The organism is Phreatobacter sp. (assembly GCF_027532945.1).
Taxonomy (GTDB): Bacteria; Pseudomonadota; Alphaproteobacteria; order Rhizobiales; family Phreatobacteraceae; genus Phreatobacter.
The window spans coordinates 258,412-276,223 of sequence record NZ_JAPZTZ010000004.1; the positions used below are offsets into that span (position 1 = coordinate 258,412).

Genomic DNA, 17,812 nt, shown 5'->3' on the forward strand with positions numbered 1-17,812 from the left:
CGAGAATGGCCGGGGCGGTCGCGACGAGGGCGGGTTCGCCCACGCCCTTCGCGCCGAACGGCCCCTCGGGCTCCGGGTCCTCGATCAGGTGAATGCGGATCTCCGGCACGTCGCCTGCGGTGGGGATGAGGTAGTCGTGCAGGTTCTCGGTGCGGCCGGGGAGATATTCCTCCATCAGCGCCAGCCCGAGCCCTTGGGCGATGCCGCCATGGATCTGGCCCTCGGTCAGCGTCGGGTTGATGGCACGGCCGACATCATGGGCGGCGACGATGCGGGTGACCTTCACCGTGCCGAGCAGCCGGTCGACCTCCACTTCCGCCACCTGCGCGGCAAAGCCATAGGTCGCGTAGGGAATGCCCTGGCCCTTGGCATCGAGCGCGGTGGTCGGCGGGTCATACTCGCCATCGCCCATCAGCACGATGCCGGCCGCGTCTTCGGCGAGCGTGGCCAAGTCGATGACCCGGCTCGCCTCGCCGTCCTCTACCGTCAGGCGCGACCCTTCGAGCGCCAAACGTGCGGCGGGACCGGCATTGGCCAGCGCCAGGATCTTCGCCCTGAGGTCCGCTCCCGCAAGTTTGGCGGCGTTCCCGGAGACAAAAGTCTGGCGCGAGGCCGAGGTCTTGCCGGCGTCGAAGGTCCTGTCGGTGTCGCCGACCACGAAGCCGAAGGCCTGCGGCGGCAGGCCCAGCGCATCCGCCGCGATCTGCAGCAGCACGGTGGACGAGCCCTGGCCGATATCCACCGCGCCATTGAGGAAGGTCAGCCGCCCGTCGCGGGTGAGCGTGATCCGCATCTTCGACGGGTTGGACATGGAGGTATTGCCGCAGCCGTACCACATGCAGGCGACGCCGACGCCGCGGGCCATGCGGCCGCCCTTCGCATTGTGCGCGGCGGCCCCGGCCATGAGCTGGTCATACTCGGCCTTCACCGCATCGAGGCACTCGGGAAGGCCGGCGGAAGCATGCAGCACCTGTCCCGTGGGCGTGCGATCGCCATGGCCGATGGCGTTGATGCGGCGGATCTGCCAGCGGTCGAGGCCGAGGCTCTCCGCGAGATCGTCGATCAGCGTCTCGCCGGCGATCGCCGCCTGCGGCACGCCGAAGCCGCGGAAGGCGCCCGCCGGCACCTCGTTGGTGTGGACGGCGCGGGTGGCGTTGCGCACATGCGGCACCTTGTAGGGGCCGGTCGCATGGACCGGCACGCGGTTCGCGACCGTCGGACCCCAGGAGGCATAGGCGCCGGTGTTGAAGTCGCCGGTCATCTCATAGGCGGTGAACCGACCTTCCCGGTCCGCCGACATGCGGGCATGGATCTTGGAAGGATGGCGCTTGGTGGTGGAGGCCATGCTCTCGGTGCGCGAATAGACGATGCGCACGGGCTTCTTGGTCAGCCAGGCGGCCACCGCGATCAGCGGCTGGATGGAGACGTCGAGCTTGCCGCCGAAGCCGCCGCCACAGGCGGTGGGGATGATTCGCACCTGCGCCATCGGCACGCCGACGACGCGGGCGACCTCCTCCTGGTCCATCACCGCGGCCTGGGTGCAGGCGGTCACCTCCACCCGATCTCCAACCCTCACGGCGTAGCCCGCTTCCGGTTCGATATAGGCATGCTCGACGAAGCCGGTGCGGAAGCGCCCCTCGGCGGTGGCGGCGCCCAGCCTGTGGCCCTCAGTGACGTCGCCGGTCTCGAGATAGCCGCGGGTCAGCACATTGTCGGGGATGTTGGCATGGAGCGGCGTCGCGCCCTCGGCCAGCGCCGCCTCGACACCGATCAGGGCGGGTTCGACCTCCCAGCTGATCGGCAATTCGGCATCGGCGATGCCCTCCACCGCTTCGCGCGTGCCGACAAGAGCGAGGATGGCCTCGCCGCGATAGCGCACGAAACCCGGCGCCAGCACAGGCTGGTCCTTGATGGTCGGGAAGATGCCGAAGGAATTGGCGCCTGGGATATCGGCGGCCGTAAGGATCGCCTCGAGGCCGGGATGGGCGGCTTTCACTGCGGCAAGGTCGCCGAGGGTGAAGCGGGCGCGGGCATGGGGCGAGCGCACGGCGCGCATCCACAAGGCACCCTCGGGCGCGAAATCCGCGCCGAAGCGGTCGGTGCCCTCAACCTTCGGCAACCCGTCGGCGCGGGCGATGCGGGTGCCGACCGCGCAGCCCGCTTCCGCCACCGGCGCATAGGCATTGGCGCCGCGCGCCACGGCATCGATGGCCTCGATGATCTTGGCGTAGCCGGTGCAGCGGCAGAGCACGCCGCCGATGCCGTCCTCTATGTCCGAGCGGGTGGGGGAGGGGTTGCGCGCCAGCAGATCCGCCGCCGCCATGATCATGCCGGGCGTGCAGATGCCGCACTGGGCCGCGCCCTCGGCGAGGAAGGCGGCGCGCAGCCGGTCGATGAGCGGATCGGCGGCCTCGATCGTGGTGATGGCGCGGCCCTCCGCCTGCGCCGTGGCGACGAGGCAGGCGCAGACCTGCGCGCCATCCATCAGGACAGTGCAGGCGCCGCAATCGCCGGCGTCGCAGCCGATCTTCGTGCCAGTGAGCCCCAGGCCCTCGCGCAGCGTGTCGGCGAGGCTGGCAAAGGGCGCGGCGGCGACCTGATGGTCCGTGCCGTTGACGGTGAGCGTGACGGTCGTCTCTGCGGGACGGTCGAGCATCAGGCGGCCCTCCGGGCAGCGGGGGAGGCAAGGTCGGCCAGCGCGTCGCGGACCAGCGTTTCGGCTGCCACGCGGCGATAGGCGGCGCTGGCGCGCACGTCGTCGATGGGGTTGAGCGCGGCGAGGTGGTCGGCGCTCACGAGGCCGGCAGCGCTCGCAAGGGGCTTGCCGATGAGGGCGGATTCCAGCGCGGACAGCCGCTGCGCCACGGCGGAGCAGGCGCCGACCGCAATCCGCGCGGCGGTGATGGTGCCAGCCTCGTCGGTGGCGACCACCGCCGCGACCATGGCGATCGAGATGACGAGATATTTGCGGGCACCGAGCTTCAGGAAGGTCGAGCGGGCGCCGTCGAGCTTCGGCACGATCAGCGCGGTAACGATCTCGTCGGCGGTGAGCGCCGTGCTGCGATAGCCGGTGGAGAAGGCCTGGACGGGGAGGGTGCGCGTGCCGCCCTGGCCGGCGACCTCCACCACGGCGTCCAGCGCCATAAGGTTCGGGATGCCGTCGCCGGCCGGCGATGCCGTGACGAGATTGCCGGCGAGCGTGCCGAGGTTCTGCACCTGCAATCCCCCGACCTCGCGCGCGGCGCGTCGATAGCCGTCGAAGAGCGGCGGCAGGTCGGCGGCAGCGAGATCGCTCCAGGTGGTGAGCGCGCCGAGGCGCCAGCCGCAGGTCTCCTCGGTGATGCCCCGGAGGCCGGGAATGGCGGTAATGTCGAGGATCGGCTTGTGGGCGGGATCGCCCCAGGCCCGCCGTGCCGTGCGCACCGGATAGACGTCGGTGCCACCTGCGAGCACGGTGACGTCCTGCGCCGCCTTAATGGCGATGGCCTCGTCGAGGCTGGTCGGTCGGAAATAGCGCATCAGCCCCTCCAGCCCCACAGCGCCTCGGCCTCGGCCGCCGTGTAGTAGCCGCGCGCGACATCGCGGGCGATGGCCGCCGGATCGCGCTTCGCCGGATCGCCATAGCCGCCGCCGCCCGGCGTCATGACCTCGACGCGGTCGCCGGCGCGGATCCTCAGGCCCTGGTCCTTGGACAAATGCTCGGGGATCGTCGTCTCGCTCCCGCGGTGGATCTTCACGACGTTCGGCGCACCGTCCTTGCCGCCGAGCACGCCCGGTGGGCCGAAGCGGCCGTGATCCATGACGAAGGAGGCGCGGGCCTCGCCGCGCAGCAATTCGACCTCGTAATGCACCCCGAAGCCGCCGCGCGCCTTGCCGGCGCCGCCCGAGCCCTCTCTGAGCGCGAAGCGGCGGAACAGGACCGGATAGTACTGCTCCATCACCTCGACCGGCGCGGTCTTGGAGATGCCGATGGTCGAGCAGCCATTGGTCAGGCCGTCATGGGCGATGTTGCCGCCATAGCCGCCGCCGGTGATCTGGTACATGACGTAACCGGCCTTCTTCGCCGGGTCGAAGCCGCCCAGCGCGAAGTTGCCGGAGGTGCCGGCGGGGGCCGCCGTCACCTTGTCGGGGATGGCTTGGACGAGGGCGAGGAACACCGCTTCCGCGATGCGCTGCGAGACCTCCGCCGCGCAGCCCGAGACCGGGCGCGGATATTGCGCGTCGAGGAAGGTGCCCTCGGGTTTGAGGATGGTCAGCGGCTCGAAGGCGCCGGAATTGATCGGCACATCGGGGAAGATGTGCTTCACGCCGAGATAGACCGACGAGCAGGTGGTGGCGAAGACCGAGTTCATCGGCCCCTGGCAGGGCGGCGAGGAGCGCGAGAAGTCGAACGTCATCGTCTCGCCCGTCTTGGTGACGGTGAGGGCGATGCGCAGCGGCTCGTTCACGACGCCGTCCGAGTCGACGAAGCTTTCGGCCTCGTAAACCCCGTCGGGGATGGCGCGGATCTCCGCCCGCATCCGCTCGGCCGAGCGGGCGCGGATCTGGCGGATCGCCTCGTCCAGGGTCGCAGCCCCATATTTCGTGACGAGGTCCATGAGACGCGTCTCGCCGACGAGCAGGGCTGCGGCCTGGGCCTTGATGTCGCCGATGCGCTGGTCGGCGATGCGGATGTTGGAGGAGATGATGGCGAAGATCTCCGGGTCCATCTCGCCGCGCTTGAACAGCTTCACCGGCGGCAGGCGCAGGCCCTCCTGCTCGACCTCGGTCGCATGGGCCGAGAAGCCGCCGGGCACCATGCCGCCAATGTCGGGCCAATGGCCGGTGTTCTGCAGCCAGCAGAACAGTTGGCCCTCGACAAAGACCGGCTTGGCGAAGCGCACGTCCATGAGATGCGTGCCGCCGAGATAGGGGTCGTTGACGATGTAGATGTCGCCGGGCTCCGGCTTGCCGGCCTTTCCCTCGCCGATGAGGCGGATGATATGGCCGGTTGAGTGCTGCATCGTGCCGACGAAAACGGGGAGGCCATATTCGCCCTGGGCGATCAGCGCGCCGGTGTCGCGGTCATAGATGCCGTCGGCGCGGTCGTCGGCCTCGGCAATGACCGGCGAGAAGGCCGAGCGCGAGAAGGCGATGTCCATCTCGTTGCAGACCTGCTGCAGGCCGGCCTGGATGACGGCGAGGGTCAGCGCGTCGATGGCAGGGGGCGGGGTCTGGATCGTCATGCCTTCACCCTGAGATTGCCGATGGCATCGACGGTCGCCACCGCGCCGGGTTCGATCACCGTCGTCGCGTCGATCTGCTGCACGATGGCGGGACCCGTGATGGTCGCGCCCACCGGAAGCGCGTCGCGGGCATAGACCTTGGCCGGCCACCAGCGCCCGTCGGCATGGACCTGCCGCTCGCCGATGACCGCGCCAGCGACATCCGCCGCCCGCGCCGAAGCGTCGAGCAGGCTCGCCAGCGGGAAGGCGCGCCTGCGGCCGATCACCGAGGTCACGAGATTGACCAGCACGGCCCGGATCTCCGGCAGCCGCACCTGGAACCGGTGGAAATAGGCCGCCTCGAAGGCCGCCTGGATGTCCTCGCGCGTCACGTCGGGCGAGGCGAGCGGCACGCGGATGAGATGGGTCTGGCCGCGGAACTGCATGTCCGCGCCATGGATGACGACCGTCTCCTCGATTTCCGCCGCCTCGGCCGCGACCACGGCGAGGGCGCCGTCGCGCTGCGCCGTCATCAGCCGCTTCACCTCGTCCATATCGACCTGGTCGAGCGGCTTGTTGACCGTGTTCACCCGGTCCTGGCGGAGGTCCGCGACGAGGCAGCCCAGTGCATTGGTGAGGCCCGGCCGCGCCGGCACGAGCACCTCGGGAATGCCGAGCTCGCGGGCGAGCGCCACGGCATGGAGCGGCCCCGCGCCGCCGAAGGCGAAGAGAACGAAGTCGCGGGGGTCGTAGCCGCGCGACAGCGACACCATGCGGATGGCGCCGGACATATGGACATTGCCGAGGCGGATGACGGCGGCTGCCGCCTCCTCGATGCTCATGCCGAGGGGCTTCGCCAGGTCGCGCTCGAAGATGGCGCGGATGTCGGCGAGCGAGACCTTGGCCTGCACCGCCGTCAGCCGGTCGGGATCGAGCCGGCCGAGCACGAGATTGGCGTCGGTGATGGTCGGGCGCGTGCCGCCGCGGCCATAGCAGATCGGCCCCGGCTCCGAGCCGGCCGAATGGGGTCCGACTTGCAACATACCGGCCGCGTTCACCGAGGCGATGGAGCCGCCGCCGGCGCCGACCGTGCGCACATCCACCATGGGCAGGTGGATCGGCAGGCCATAGTCGATGGTCAGCTCCGCCGAGACTTCGGGAATGCCGCCATGGATCAGCGCCACGTCGGTGGAGGTGCCACCCATGTCATAGGTGATGGCATTGGTCAGGCCCGACTGGGCGAGCGTCGCCGCCGCCGCCATGACGCCGGAGGCAGGACCCGACATCACCGTCTTCGCCGCCTCGCGGGCGACGACATTCGCCGGCACCGTGCCGCCATTGCCATTCATGACGAGGAGGTCGCGGCCAAAGCCCTTGGCCGAGAGGTCGCCCTGCAGCCGCTGCACATAGCGGTCGAGGATCGGCTGCACCGCGGCATTCACGCTCGCCGTCGTGCCGCGCTCGTACTCGCGATACTCGGACAGCAGCGCATGGCCGAGCGTCACATAGGCGTTGGGCCAGACGCTCCGGACGATCTCGCCGGCCCGCAGCTCATGGGCCGGGTTGGAATAGGAATGCAGGAAGTGGACGACGATGGCCTCGCAGCCCGCCGCCGCCAGCGCCTCCGCCTCGCGCTTCACCGCCGCCTCATCGAGCGGGGTGACCACCTCGCCCTGTGCGTTCATGCGCTCGGCGACCTCGCGGCGGAACGGTCGCTCGATCAGCGGCTCGAAAGTGCCGGTCATGCCGTAGGCGCGCGGCCGGGTGCGCCGGCCGAGCTCGAGGATGTCGCGGAAGCCTTCGGTGGTGATGAGGCCCACCTTGGCGACCTTGCGCTCCAGCACCGCATTGGTGGTGGCCGTGGTGCCATGGATGATGAGGTCGAGATCGGCAGGGCTGACGCCGGCCGCCTCGATCGCCTTCACCACGCCCACCGCCTGGTTGGCGATGCTCGTTGGCACCTTGGCGAGCCTGACGGTGACGCTTCCTCCGTCCTGCTCGGTCAGGAGCAGGTCGGTGAAGGTGCCTCCCACGTCGATGCCGGCAACACGCCTCACATCATTCTCCGTTTCATTCGTCTACGAACGGTGCGGGCGCGGCGAGGCACCCGCAGCCGTGATCACACGCTCAAATAGGCCTCGCGGACCTCGTCATTGTCCTCGAGGTCCTCGGTCGTCCCCTCGTAGCGGATGGCGCCTTTCTCGATGACATAGGCGCGGTCCGACACGGCGGAGGCGAAATAGAGGTTCTGCTCCGACAGCAGCACGGCGATGCCCTGGGCCTTCATGGCGAGGACCGCATCGGCCATCTGCTCGACGATGACCGGCGCGAGGCCCTCGGAGGGCTCGTCGAGCAGCACCGCGTGCGGGTTGCCCATGAGCGTGCGGGCGATCGTCAGCATCTGCTGCTCGCCGCCCGACATCGCCGAGGCGCGCCGCCCCTTCATCTCCGCGAGATTGGGGAAGATGGCGAAGAGCCGGTCGAGCGACCAGGGCTCCTTGCCCGGCGCCCCGGCGGCCGCCTTCCGCCCGACCTCCAGATTCTCATAGACCGTCAGGTCGGTGAAGATGCGCCGCTCCTCCGGCACATAGCCGAGGCCGAGCCGGGAGATGCGGAAGGGCTGCCAGCCCGTGACGTTCTGGCCCTCGAAGGTGACCGTGCCGCCATTGGCCGGGACGAGGCCCATGATGGCCTTGAGGGTGGTCGACTTGCCCGCGCCGTTGCGGCCCATCAGTGCCACGACCTCGCCGGCGCGCAGCGTCACGTCGACGCCGAACAGCACCTGCGCATGGCCATAGGCGGCGGCGAGGCCGCGGGTTTCGAGGATGGTGGTGGAGGGCGCCGACATCAGTGCGCTCCCACGGCCTGGCGGCGGGCCTTGAGCGCGGCCTGCGCCCCGGCCTCGCCAAGATAGACCTGCTTCACGCGCTGGTTGGAGCGAACATCGTCGGGCGTGCCGGCGGCGATGATCTCGCCGCGCACCAGCACGAGGATGCGGTCGGCGTGGCCGAAGACCGAGTCCATGTCGTGTTCGGTGAAGAGAACGCCGATGCCATGGGCGCGGGCGATGTCCGAGGTCAGCTGCATCAGTGCGGTGCGCTCCTTCGGCGCCATGCCGGCGGTCGGCTCGTCCATCAGCAGCAGCTTCGGCTCGGAGGCGAGCGCGATGGCGAGTTCGACCCGCTTCACATCGCCATAGGCGAGCTCGTTGACAGGCCGGTCCGCCATCTCTGCCATGCCCACACGGGCGAGGAAGGCGAGCGCCGCCTCGCGGTGCAGGTGCGTCGCCGCCGAGGTCACGGCGCGCGTCTGGTGATGGTGCGAGATCAGCGCCATCTGCACGTTCTCGACGACGCTCATCGACACGAAGGTCTGGGCGATCTGGAAGGTGCGCCCCACCCCAAGGCGCCAGACCTCGCGCGGCGGCTTGCCAGTGATGTCGACGCCCGCCAGCACGATGCTGCCGGCATCGGGTTTCAGCTGTCCGCCGACCATGTTGAAGGTCGTCGACTTGCCGGCACCATTGGGGCCGATGATGGCGAGCATCTCGCCGGCATCAAGGCTGAAGGTGACGTTCTTGCCGGCGGTGACGCCGCCGAAGCGCTTCTCGAGGCCGGAGACGGAAAGGAGCGGCGCCATCACGCAGCCTCCCCGGCGGGCTTGGGCTGGGGCGCAGGTCCGCGACCCATGCGCTCGCGCAGCGAGTCGATGGCGCCGACGATGCCTTTCGGGAAGATCAGCACGATGGCGATGATCGAGACGCCGAGGAAGAAGCGCCAGAAGTCGGTGAGCGGCATGAAGAAGTCCTTCACCGAGTGGAAGACTGCGGTGCCGACCAGCGGGCCCATCACCGTCTGGATGCCGCCGGTGAGGATCATCATCAGGAAGTCGATGGACATGCTGATGGAGATCATCGTCGGGTCGATCGAGCCCTTGGAGAAGGAGTAGAGCGCGCCGGCAAGGCCCGCCGCCGCGCCCGCCACGATGAAGGCGAGCCAGCGATGGGTCTTCACGTCGATGCCGATGGCATCGGCACGGGTTGCGCTGTCGCGCGCGGCGCGCAGCGTGTAGCCGAAGGGCGTGTAGAACAGGTGCCGGAGCGCGAGGATGGTCGTCAGCGACAGGGCCGCGACCACGTAGAAATAGACCTCGCGGGAGGCGGCCCAGCGCGACGGCCAGACGCCCACGACGCCATTGTCGCCGCCCGTCACCTCCACCCACTGGAAGCAGATCGCATAGGTGATCTGGGCGAAGGCCAGCGTCAGCATGGCGAGGTAGATGCCGGACAGGCGCACGATGAAATAGCCGAACAGCGCTGCGGCAAGGCCGCCGGCGACGGGTGCGACGACCAGCGCCAGCTCCATCGGCGCCTTGAGCGGACCGGTGACCAAGAGGCCCGCCGCATAGGCACCGACGCCGAAATAGGCAGCATGGCCGAAGGAGACGATGCCGCCATTGCCGATGAGCAGGTTGAGCGAGAAGGCGGCGAGCGCGAAGACCATGATCTCGATGCCGACCTTCACCTTGTAGGTGTCGCCGAAGACCGGGACGAGCAGCAGGGCGGCGGCGAGGCCGATCCAGACCAGCGCCTCCGTGCGGGTGAAGGCCTTGAGGTTGAGAATGCCCTCGGGAAGGACGGCGCGGCCCGAGGCGACCTCCGGCTTGCCGAGCAGGCCCCAGGGCTTGACCACCAGCACCACCGCCATCAGCAGGAAGACGAGGACGAGGGTGATCTTCGGGAAGATGAGGATGCCGAAGGCCTCGAGCATCTTGATGATCAGCGCCGCGATGAAGGCACCTGGCACCGAGCCCATGCCGCCGATGACGGTGACGACGAAGGCCTCGGTGATGATGGAAAGATCCATGCCGGTATTGGCCGGCAGGCGCGGGATCTGCAGCGCCCCGCCGAGCCCGGCGAGGAAGGCGCCGAGGAACAGCGTGCCGGTGAACAGCATGGCCTGGTTGACGCCGAGCGCGCCGACCATCTCGCGGTCCTGCGTGGCGGCGCGGATCAGCACGCCGAAGCGCGTCTTGTGCATGATGAGGAGCAGCAGGCCGAGCACCGCCGGGCCGACGAAGATGAGGAACATCTCATAGGCCGGAAAGCGCTGGCCGAGGATCTCGATGCCATGCCGCATGCCGGGCGCGCGCGGGCCGGTAATGTCCACCGGGCCCCAGATCTTCAGCACCACGTCCTGGACGATCAGCACCACGCCGAATGTCGCCAGCAGCTGGAACAGCTCCGGCACCTTGTAGATGCGGCGCAGCAGGACAAGCTCCATGATCACGCCGAGGATGCCGACGACCATGGCCGAGGCGATGACGCCGACGAAGAAGAGCGTCGGCGAGCGGTCGAACTGCAGCAGCCAGGGGACGATGGTCACCGCCATATAGGCGCCGAGCATGTAGAACGAGCCGTGGGCGAAGTTCACGATGCGGGTGACCCCGAAGACGATCGTCAGGCCCGATGCGATGACGAACAGCGCCGAGGCGCTGGCCAATCCCGACAGGGCCTGGATGACGACGAAGGAGAGATCCATCGGGGGCGGCTCGCGGCGCAAGCGTTCAGAGCGGGGTCGCGACGAAGGTCGCGGCCCGGTGTCCTTGGTCCCTCTCCCCTTGCGGGAGAGGGTGCCCGCGGCTGCGGGCGGGTGAGGGGCTTCGGGGGCGCTGGCCCCCGCCGGATCAGATCTTGCGCGCGGCGCGGACCTCGGCCTCGGGGAACATGACGTCGGCGCCGTCCACGTAGCGGAAGTTCTTCATGGTCGGCAGCTTGCCCTGCAGCGTCGTCTCGCCGACCCAGGCGCCGAGCGTCGACTGCTGGTCGACGGCGCGCATGGTGACGGGGCCGCAGATCGTCTGCGTGGTGAGGCCCTTGAAGGCCTCCATCATCGCGGGCGTCTCGGTGGACTTCGCCTTGTTGAACATGTCGCGGATCATGAAGGGCACGACATAGCCCAGCACCGAGCCGAGGCGCGGCGTGTCGTTGAACTTCGCCTTGTAGGCGGTGACGAAGGCGGGGTGGCCGTGGGTCGTGACCTGCTCCGGCGGATAGCCGGTGACGATCCAGCCATCCGGCGTCTCGTCGCCGAGCGGCAGCAGATATTCCGGCTCGCCGGTGAGCAGGCTCACCACGGTGCGGCGCTCGAACAGGCCGCGGGTGTTGCCCTCGCGGACGAAGGCGGTGAGGTCGGCACCGAAGAGCACGTTGAAGATGCCGTCCGGGCGGCTCTGGGCGAGCGCGCCGACGGTGGCGCCGGCATCGACGCGGCCAAGCGCCGGGAACTGCTCGGCGACGACCTCGAAGCCCGGCACCGCCGCACCCATCAGGCGCTTGAAGGCAGCGACCGCCGACTGGCCGTACTCGTAGTTCGGGGCCACGACGGCCCAGCGCTTCACGCCCTTGTCCTTGGCGGCATCGACCAGCATCTTGGTCTGCATGTAGGTGCCGGGGCGGACGCGGAACGTGTAGGGGTTGCCGCTGCCCATGGTGAGCGCGTCGGTGAGCGGCTCGGTGGCGAGATAGAGCACCTTCTTCTGGTTGGCGAAGTCGGCGAGCGCCAGGCCCACATTCGACAGGAAGGCGCCGGCGATGAAGGTGACGTTCTCGCGGGTGACGAGCTCCTCGGCGACGCGCACCGCGTCACCCGGCGTCGAGCCGTCGTCACGGTAGATGATCTCCAGCGGCCGGCCGCCGAGACCGGCAAGGCCGCCGGCGGCATTGATCTGCTCGACGGCGAGCTGCATGCCATTGCGGTAGGGAACGGCGAAGGCCGCCATGCGGCTGTAGGAATTCAGCTCGCCGATCCGCACCGGAGCGCCCTGCGCGGGCGCGGTGCGGGACGACAGGGCGATACCGGTGGCGGCGAGGCCGCCCACCATGGTCCGACGCGACAGATCAAGCTTCGGCATGACAAATCTCCCCTGGATGCGGATGGCGGGGGCCATCCATTCCACCTCCGGCCGATCTTCCAGTTTTTTGTTTTGCGGAAGATCATTCGTGGACGAACGATACCGCGTCCCCAAGGGCTGGCAAGAGGCTTTTTTGGAATTCATGCAGAGAGCGCCCCACGCCGGTGTCGCAGGCGTGGGGGTGGAAGATTATTTCGATATCGCAGTGACTTACGAGAAAGTCGGACGCAGGCCGCCGACGGTGATCCCATTCCAGTTCTTCATCACAGGGGTGACGAAGCGCTGGAATTTGGCAGTTTCTGCCTCGTCCATGGGCACGAGCCTGGCGATGAGCGTCGCCATCATCACCTCGCTGGCGCGGGAGGCGCCGTCGAGGCATTTCAAGGCGACGCCGAGGCCCTGGCCGGGCAGCGCCGCGCAGAACACGCCCTCGGCGCCGGTCTTGACGAAGACCCGCTCGCCGAAGAGGCCCATGACATCGGTGCAGAAGCGCCCCGAACCCGCGACCATGAAGGGCTCGGCGGCGCAGGCCGCCCGCAGCCTTGCGAAGGCCTTGGCCCGCTCGGGCCCGACGCCCTCGCCCGTCGCGAGTTTCGCAAAGCCGTGGGCGAGTTTCTGCAACGGCACGGCGAAGGTCGGGATGGAGCAGCCATCGATGCCGAAGGCCGTGTCGCGGTCGAGCCGATGGCCGGTGACCTCGCCCACCGCTTCGGCGACGAAGCGCTGCACCTTGTGGTCGATGCCGACATAGCCGGTCGGGTCGATGCCCTCCTGGCAGGCGAAGCAGACGAAGCCGGAATGCTTGCCCGAGCAATTGTTATGGAGCGCCGAGGGCTTCCCACCGGAGCGGGCGAGACCGTGCGTCGCCGCCGCGCCCGAGGGCCAGTGCGCGCCGCATTCGAGGCTTCCCTCCGTGAGGCCGGCCTTGGCCAGCATGGCGGCGGCGGTCTCGGCATGGCGCGGCTCGCCGGAATGGGAGGAGCAGGCGAGCGCGAGTTCCGCGTTGCCGAAGCCGAAGCGGTCGGCGGCCCCGCTCTCCACCAGCGGCAGCGCCTGCAGCGCCTTGATGGCCGAGCGCGGATAGATTGCCTGCGCGATGTCGCCGACCGAGAAGACGACGCGTCCGGCCGCGTCGCAGACCACCGCCGCGCCGCGATGGACGCATTCGACGCTGTCGCCGCGCAGCACTTCGACGAGGATTGGATCGCTGAGGGACATGGCACGGCTCGGTGTGAGATGCGGGGCGGCATTCCTAGCAGGCCGGCGAGGCTTCGCCAGCCCCTTCAGCCTGCCCCCGCCTTGCGTCGTCTCAGTGCAGGGCGAAGGGCTCCACCACCGGCCCCGCGCCCTTCAGCGTCACCCAGTGGCTCGGTGGCACCACGGTCCAGCGTCCGCCCTCCATGTCGAGCGGTTCTGAGACGACGAGCCAGCCGCCCGCCGCTCGGCCGCAATAGAGCGTCGGCGGCTTGTCGTCGGAGGAGAAGCGGCAGGCATGGATGGTCTCGCCGTCGGTGAAGCAGGCGGTGAAGCGCAGTGGTGCGTTGGACCCGCTTGCGGCCATGGCCGAGAGGATCGTCGCCAGTGTCGAGCGGGTCGCCGCCACCGGATCGCGCTCCAGCCCGTGGGCGCGCATCAAGAGGAAGACGAGTTCGGAATCGGTCGCGCCCTGCCGCTCGGCATAAAGCTCGTCTGGCACCAGCGCTTCCAGCTGGCGGCGCACCCGCGCGAAATCGCCGATCTGGCCGTTATGGACGAAGAGCCAGCGCCCGCCGCTGAAAGGGTGGCAGTTCACCCGGCTGGTCGGCGAGCCGGTGGAGGCGCGCACATGGGCGAGGAAGAGGCGGGTGCGGACCTGATGGGCCAGGGCCCGGAGGTTCTCGTCCGACCAGGCCGGCATGATGTCGCGAAAGACGCCGGGCACGGCGCGCTCGCCATACCAGCCGACGCCGAACCCGTCGGCATTGACGCCGGTCTTGGCCTCATGGGCTCGCCGGCTCTGCTCGATGAGGGAATGACAGGGCTGGAACAGCAATTCGTCGACGAAAACCGGTTCGCCGGCATAGGCCATCCAGCGGCACATGACGTTACTCGGCGGCTTGCGCGCCCGGCGCCACCTGGCCCTGCGGCGCGGCCATCCGCGCATTCATGTCGGCCACCATCTTCTTGACGATGGTCGAGGCGGTCTTCTCGAACAGGAAGGGCAGGAAGGCGTGGACCAGCGCGCAGAAGGCGCAGAAGGCGAAGGTGCCGGCATAGCGCAGCGCAGCGCCCATATGCTCGAAATAGCTCTCGTTCACCGCTTCCGGATGGGCGAGGAAGGCCGTCTTGATGCGCTGGATCATGGGGGAACTCCGCCGGGTTCGAAGCGTAGCCGGCATGATAGGTCGGACTGGCAGGGAGGTGTTCCCAATTCTCCCCGGATTAGCCGTTCTTGAGTGGACACTGTCCCACGGATCGATATTCTGATGGGACGATGTCCCAGACGATCCTTGATTCAACCGACAAGGCGCTGCTGCGAATCATGCAGCAGGATGCCTCCCTCTCCATCGAGCAGCTCGCCGAGCGGGTGAACCTGTCGCGCAACGCCTGCTGGCGGCGGGTGAAGCGGCTGGAGGAGGAGGGCATCATCCGCGCCCGCGTCGTCCTCGCCGATCCCGCGCGGCTGAACCTCGAGCTCACCGTGTTCATCGCCGTGCGCACCGCCCGCCACGACGCCGACTGGGCGGCGCGTTTCGGTGCGGCGGTGCAGGACATTCCCGAGATCCTCGGCGTCTACCGCACCGCCGGCGACATCGACTACATCCTCCACGCCCGCGTGCCCAACGTCGCCGCCTACGACCGCCTCTACAAGAAGCTCACCGCCCGCATCGAGATGCAGGATGTCTCGGCGAGCTTCGTCATGGAGGAGATCAAGGAGGTTACGGCCCTGCCGCTGGATTTCGTGTGAGGGTGAACAAGGCACATCAGCGGAAGCGCGGGAACCTCTCCGCGTCATGCCCGCCCTTGTGGCGGGCATCCACGGCTTGAACACCGCCTGCCCATGAATTCGTGGATGCCCGGGACAAGCCCGGGCACGACGCGCGGGACGGCCGGTGCGATCGACAGGAGCGCCCGCTTGCCCGCCCGCCGCTCACATCAGACCGCGCGAAACTCTCCCGTCAGCGAGGCCGGGCCGTCGCTGACGACGAGCCCCCGCGCCAAGAGGTCTTCGAGATGCGCGAAGACCGACAGGCCGGCTGCGCCCTTGAGCCGCGGGTCCAGCCCCTCGTAGATCGCCGTGACGATGTCCGGAATCTGCCGGTCGCCGAGGCCGAGCCGCTTCATGATCGCAGCCTCGCGCAGCCGGCGGTGATGGGCGAGCGCCCGCATGAACTTCGCCGGCTCCTTCACCGCCCCGCCATGGCCCGGCCAGAACAGCGTCTCCTCGCGCCCGCGCAGCTTGTCGAGGGAGGCCATGAAGTCGCCCATGGAACCATCGGGCGGGGCGACGATGGAGGTCGACCAGGCCATGACATGGTCGCCGGAGAACAGGGTCTGCTCTTCGCGGAGCGCAAAGGCCATGTGGTTGGCGGTATGGCCGGGCGTGAACACCGATTCGAGCGTCCAGCCGGTGCCGGCCACCACGTCGCCGTCCTTCACCGCGATGTCGGGCACGAAATCCCTGTCGCCGGATGCATCGAGAACATTGGTCTCGCCGAGATTGAGCGGTCGCGCGGCGCGGTGCGGCCCCTCAGCATAGACCGGCGCGCCGGTCGCGGCCTTGATGGCGGGCGTTGCGGGGGAATGATCGCGGTGAGTGTGGGTGACGAGGATCGCCTCCACCGTCTCGCCCTTCACAGCGTCGAGCACGGCGGCGACATGTCGCGGATCATCCGGACCGGGGTCGATGATGGCCACCCTGCCGGTGCCGACCACATAGGTCACCGTGCCCTTGAAGGTGAAGGGGCCGGGATTGTCGCAGAGGATGCGGCGGATCAGCGGCGAGAGCGTCTCGACCCGGCCCGGCACGGCGGCGTCCTCGCGCTCGAAGGGGATATCCTCGGCCATTCTGCCTCTGTCGAAACGGGGTGAGCCGGCGCCTTGCCGATGCCGCAGGTCGCGGGCTATGGGGGGCAAGCCACCACGTCGGCGTCGGATTGACAAGCTGACCCAACGGCATAGCTCCACGAAGGATTTTCTCCTCATGTCCCACGCGACCATTGCCGCGACCCTCTGGCCCACCCGCGCGGCCGCCCTGCCGGGCCTGACCCTCCGCTCCCTTGCCCTGGTCGCCGGCGGCGTCTGCCTGATCACCCTCGGCGCCAAGGCGAGCGTGCCCTTCTGGCCGGTTCCGCTGACGCTCCAGACCCTCGCCATCTCCGTCGTCGCCGCCGCCTATGGCCTGCGCCTCGGCGTCGCGACCGTCGGCGCCTATCTCCTCGCCGGCCTCCTCGGCGCGCCGGTCTTCGCCGGCTGGTCGGTCGGCATCGCCCCCTTCATGGGCCCGACCGGTGGCTTCCTCGTGGGCTTCCTCGTGATGGCCGCCATCATCGGCGCCGCCGCTGACCGCGGCTGGGACAAGGCCTGGCCGAAGATCCTCGGCGCGATGGCGCTCGCCAATGTCATCGTCTTCGTGCCCGGCCTAATCTGGCTCGGCACCTTTACCGGCTATGGCGCGAAGCTGCTGGCCGCCGGCCTGTGGCCCTTCGCGCTCGGCACCCTGGTGAAGACGGCGCTCGGCGCGGCGCTGATGCCGGCCGCCTGGGCGATCGTCTCGCGCCTCAGGGCCTAACCCTCCTCGACGACATAGCCGCCGTCGAACATCGTGGCGATGCGGGCGAGCGCCGCCCGCGTCGCTTCCTCGCCGGGCGCGATGCCCGGCGGCAGGCGGGGGCCAAGCTCCGCTTCGGCCATCACCGCGAGACGCCCCAGCAGGTCCGGGTCGAGCCGGATCGCCAGCGCATGGTCGGGATGGCCGGTGTCGCGATGGGCCGGGCCATATTCGCCGAGATGCAGCACCGCATCCCAGGGCGTCGGCTCTTTCGGCAGGCGCGCGGCGCGGTGCATCTCCTCCTCGGCGAGGTAGAAGCGGTTGAGCGCGTCGAACCAGACGTCGCGATAGCCGTTGGCGGTGAGGATCGGCGCGAAATCGGCGGAGCGGTCCGCCATGGTCCAGGGTGCCACCGCCTCCACCACCACGACCTTCGGCCGCACGCGCGCCCAGTCATTGCCGGCAAGCACGCTCGCCTCGGCGCCCTCCACGTCGATCTTCAGGAAGTCGATCGTCCCCGGTGCATGGGCGGCAGCCAGCGCGGCCAGCGTCGTTACCGGCAGGCGCCGCTCGATGGTCGCAACACCCGCAGCGCCGGCCGCCTCGGCGTTCTGCCTGACCGTCGTGGACAGCCCGTGGAAACGCTCGGCCTGGAACAGCACGGCCTCGCCCGCGTCGGCCCCGCACAGGGCCTCCACCGTCACATCGCGCGGACGGACGATCCGGTAGGCGGCGGCGATTGCCGCCTGCGGCTCCACCACGATGCCGCGCCAGCCACGCTCATAGAACCAGAACGACACATTGTCGGCGACCGCATGCCCGCCGCCGACATCGACATAGAAGCCGCGCTCCACGTCGGCGAGCAGCAGCGCGAGGTGATAGTCCTCGAGGTTCTGGGCATAGGAGAAGAAGCGGGGCGGCTGGTCGGTCATCGATCGTCTCCCCG

Annotated in this window: 14 protein-coding genes and 1 pseudogene; 2 read left to right on the top strand and 13 right to left on the bottom strand. The window is 69.1% G+C overall.

Going from position 1 to position 17,812, the window contains the following annotated elements; all coding sequences use genetic code 11:
- Positions 1 to 115 precede the first annotated feature (115 nt).
- From O9344_RS03980 to O9344_RS04030, 11 genes and pseudogenes are all read right to left on the bottom strand, one after another.
- Positions 116 to 2,656: pseudogene (locus O9344_RS03980) on the bottom strand (molybdopterin cofactor-binding domain-containing protein); the annotation flags it as partial.
- Complete coding sequence (locus tag O9344_RS03985; protein WP_298473076.1) at positions 2,656 to 3,519, bottom strand: FAD binding domain-containing protein; 864 nt, start codon at positions 3,517 to 3,519, stop codon at positions 2,656 to 2,658. The gene O9344_RS03985 and the pseudogene O9344_RS03980, both read right to left, overlap by 1 nt.
- Positions 3,519 to 5,225: a hydantoinase B/oxoprolinase family protein gene (locus O9344_RS03990; RefSeq protein ID WP_298473077.1), complete on the bottom strand. Its 1,707-nt coding sequence runs from the start codon at positions 5,223 to 5,225 to the stop codon at positions 3,519 to 3,521. Before O9344_RS03990 ends, O9344_RS03985 begins: the two co-directional genes overlap by 1 nt.
- Positions 5,222 to 7,261 (bottom strand): hydantoinase/oxoprolinase family protein, encoded by a 2,040-nt coding sequence (locus tag O9344_RS03995; RefSeq protein ID WP_298473078.1) that lies wholly within the window; start codon positions 7,259 to 7,261, stop codon positions 5,222 to 5,224. Before O9344_RS03995 ends, O9344_RS03990 begins: the two co-directional genes overlap by 4 nt.
- A 62-nt stretch (positions 7,262 to 7,323) precedes the next feature.
- The gene (locus tag O9344_RS04000) at positions 7,324 to 8,052 is read right to left on the bottom strand and encodes an ABC transporter ATP-binding protein (RefSeq protein WP_298473079.1); all 729 of its coding nucleotides are present in this window, start codon (positions 8,050 to 8,052) and stop codon (positions 7,324 to 7,326) included.
- Positions 8,052 to 8,843 (bottom strand): ABC transporter ATP-binding protein, encoded by a 792-nt coding sequence (locus tag O9344_RS04005; RefSeq protein ID WP_298473080.1) that lies wholly within the window; start codon positions 8,841 to 8,843, stop codon positions 8,052 to 8,054. Before O9344_RS04005 ends, O9344_RS04000 begins: the two co-directional genes overlap by 1 nt.
- A complete protein-coding gene (locus O9344_RS04010; protein ID WP_298473081.1) occupies positions 8,843 to 10,744 on the bottom strand; it encodes an ABC transporter permease in 1,902 nt (633 codons plus the stop codon). The genes O9344_RS04005 and O9344_RS04010 overlap by 1 nt, the downstream gene beginning before the upstream one ends.
- Positions 10,745 to 10,889: 145 nt before the next feature.
- Entirely contained in the window at positions 10,890 to 12,116 is a 1,227-nt protein-coding gene (locus O9344_RS04015) for an ABC transporter substrate-binding protein (protein WP_298473082.1), read from the bottom strand.
- 210 nt (positions 12,117 to 12,326) lie between these two features.
- A complete protein-coding gene (locus O9344_RS04020) occupies positions 12,327 to 13,334 on the bottom strand; it encodes an asparaginase (protein ID WP_298473083.1) in 1,008 nt (335 codons plus the stop codon).
- A 91-nt stretch (positions 13,335 to 13,425) separates the two neighbouring features.
- Positions 13,426 to 14,196 (bottom strand): class II glutamine amidotransferase, encoded by a 771-nt coding sequence (locus tag O9344_RS04025; protein ID WP_298473085.1) that lies wholly within the window; start codon positions 14,194 to 14,196, stop codon positions 13,426 to 13,428.
- 4 nt (positions 14,197 to 14,200) lie between these two features.
- Positions 14,201 to 14,458, bottom strand: coding sequence for a DUF6356 family protein (locus tag O9344_RS04030; protein WP_298473086.1), 258 nt, complete (start codon positions 14,456 to 14,458; stop codon positions 14,201 to 14,203).
- 131 nt (positions 14,459 to 14,589) lie between these two features.
- Between O9344_RS04030 and O9344_RS04035 the strand changes: the two genes are divergently transcribed.
- Positions 14,590 to 15,063, top strand: coding sequence for an Lrp/AsnC family transcriptional regulator (locus O9344_RS04035; protein WP_298473088.1), 474 nt, complete (start codon positions 14,590 to 14,592; stop codon positions 15,061 to 15,063).
- A gap of 188 nt (positions 15,064 to 15,251) precedes the next feature.
- On the opposite strand, the gene O9344_RS04040 is transcribed toward O9344_RS04035, so the two are convergent.
- Positions 15,252 to 16,163 carry an MBL fold metallo-hydrolase gene (locus O9344_RS04040; protein ID WP_298473090.1) on the bottom strand — a complete coding sequence of 304 codons (912 nt, stop codon included), beginning with the start codon at positions 16,161 to 16,163 and terminating at the stop codon, positions 15,252 to 15,254.
- A 136-nt stretch (positions 16,164 to 16,299) separates the two neighbouring features.
- Here O9344_RS04040 and O9344_RS04045 point away from each other — a divergent pair, with 136 nt between their 5' ends.
- Positions 16,300 to 16,887, top strand: a complete 588-nt coding sequence (locus O9344_RS04045; protein ID WP_298473091.1) for a biotin transporter BioY — start codon at positions 16,300 to 16,302, stop codon at positions 16,885 to 16,887.
- Here O9344_RS04045 and O9344_RS04050 read toward each other — a convergent pair.
- Positions 16,884 to 17,798: an FkbM family methyltransferase gene (locus O9344_RS04050; RefSeq protein WP_298473093.1), complete on the bottom strand. Its 915-nt coding sequence runs from the start codon at positions 17,796 to 17,798 to the stop codon at positions 16,884 to 16,886. The genes O9344_RS04045 and O9344_RS04050 overlap by 4 nt on opposite strands.
- Positions 17,799 to 17,812 lie beyond the last annotated feature (14 nt).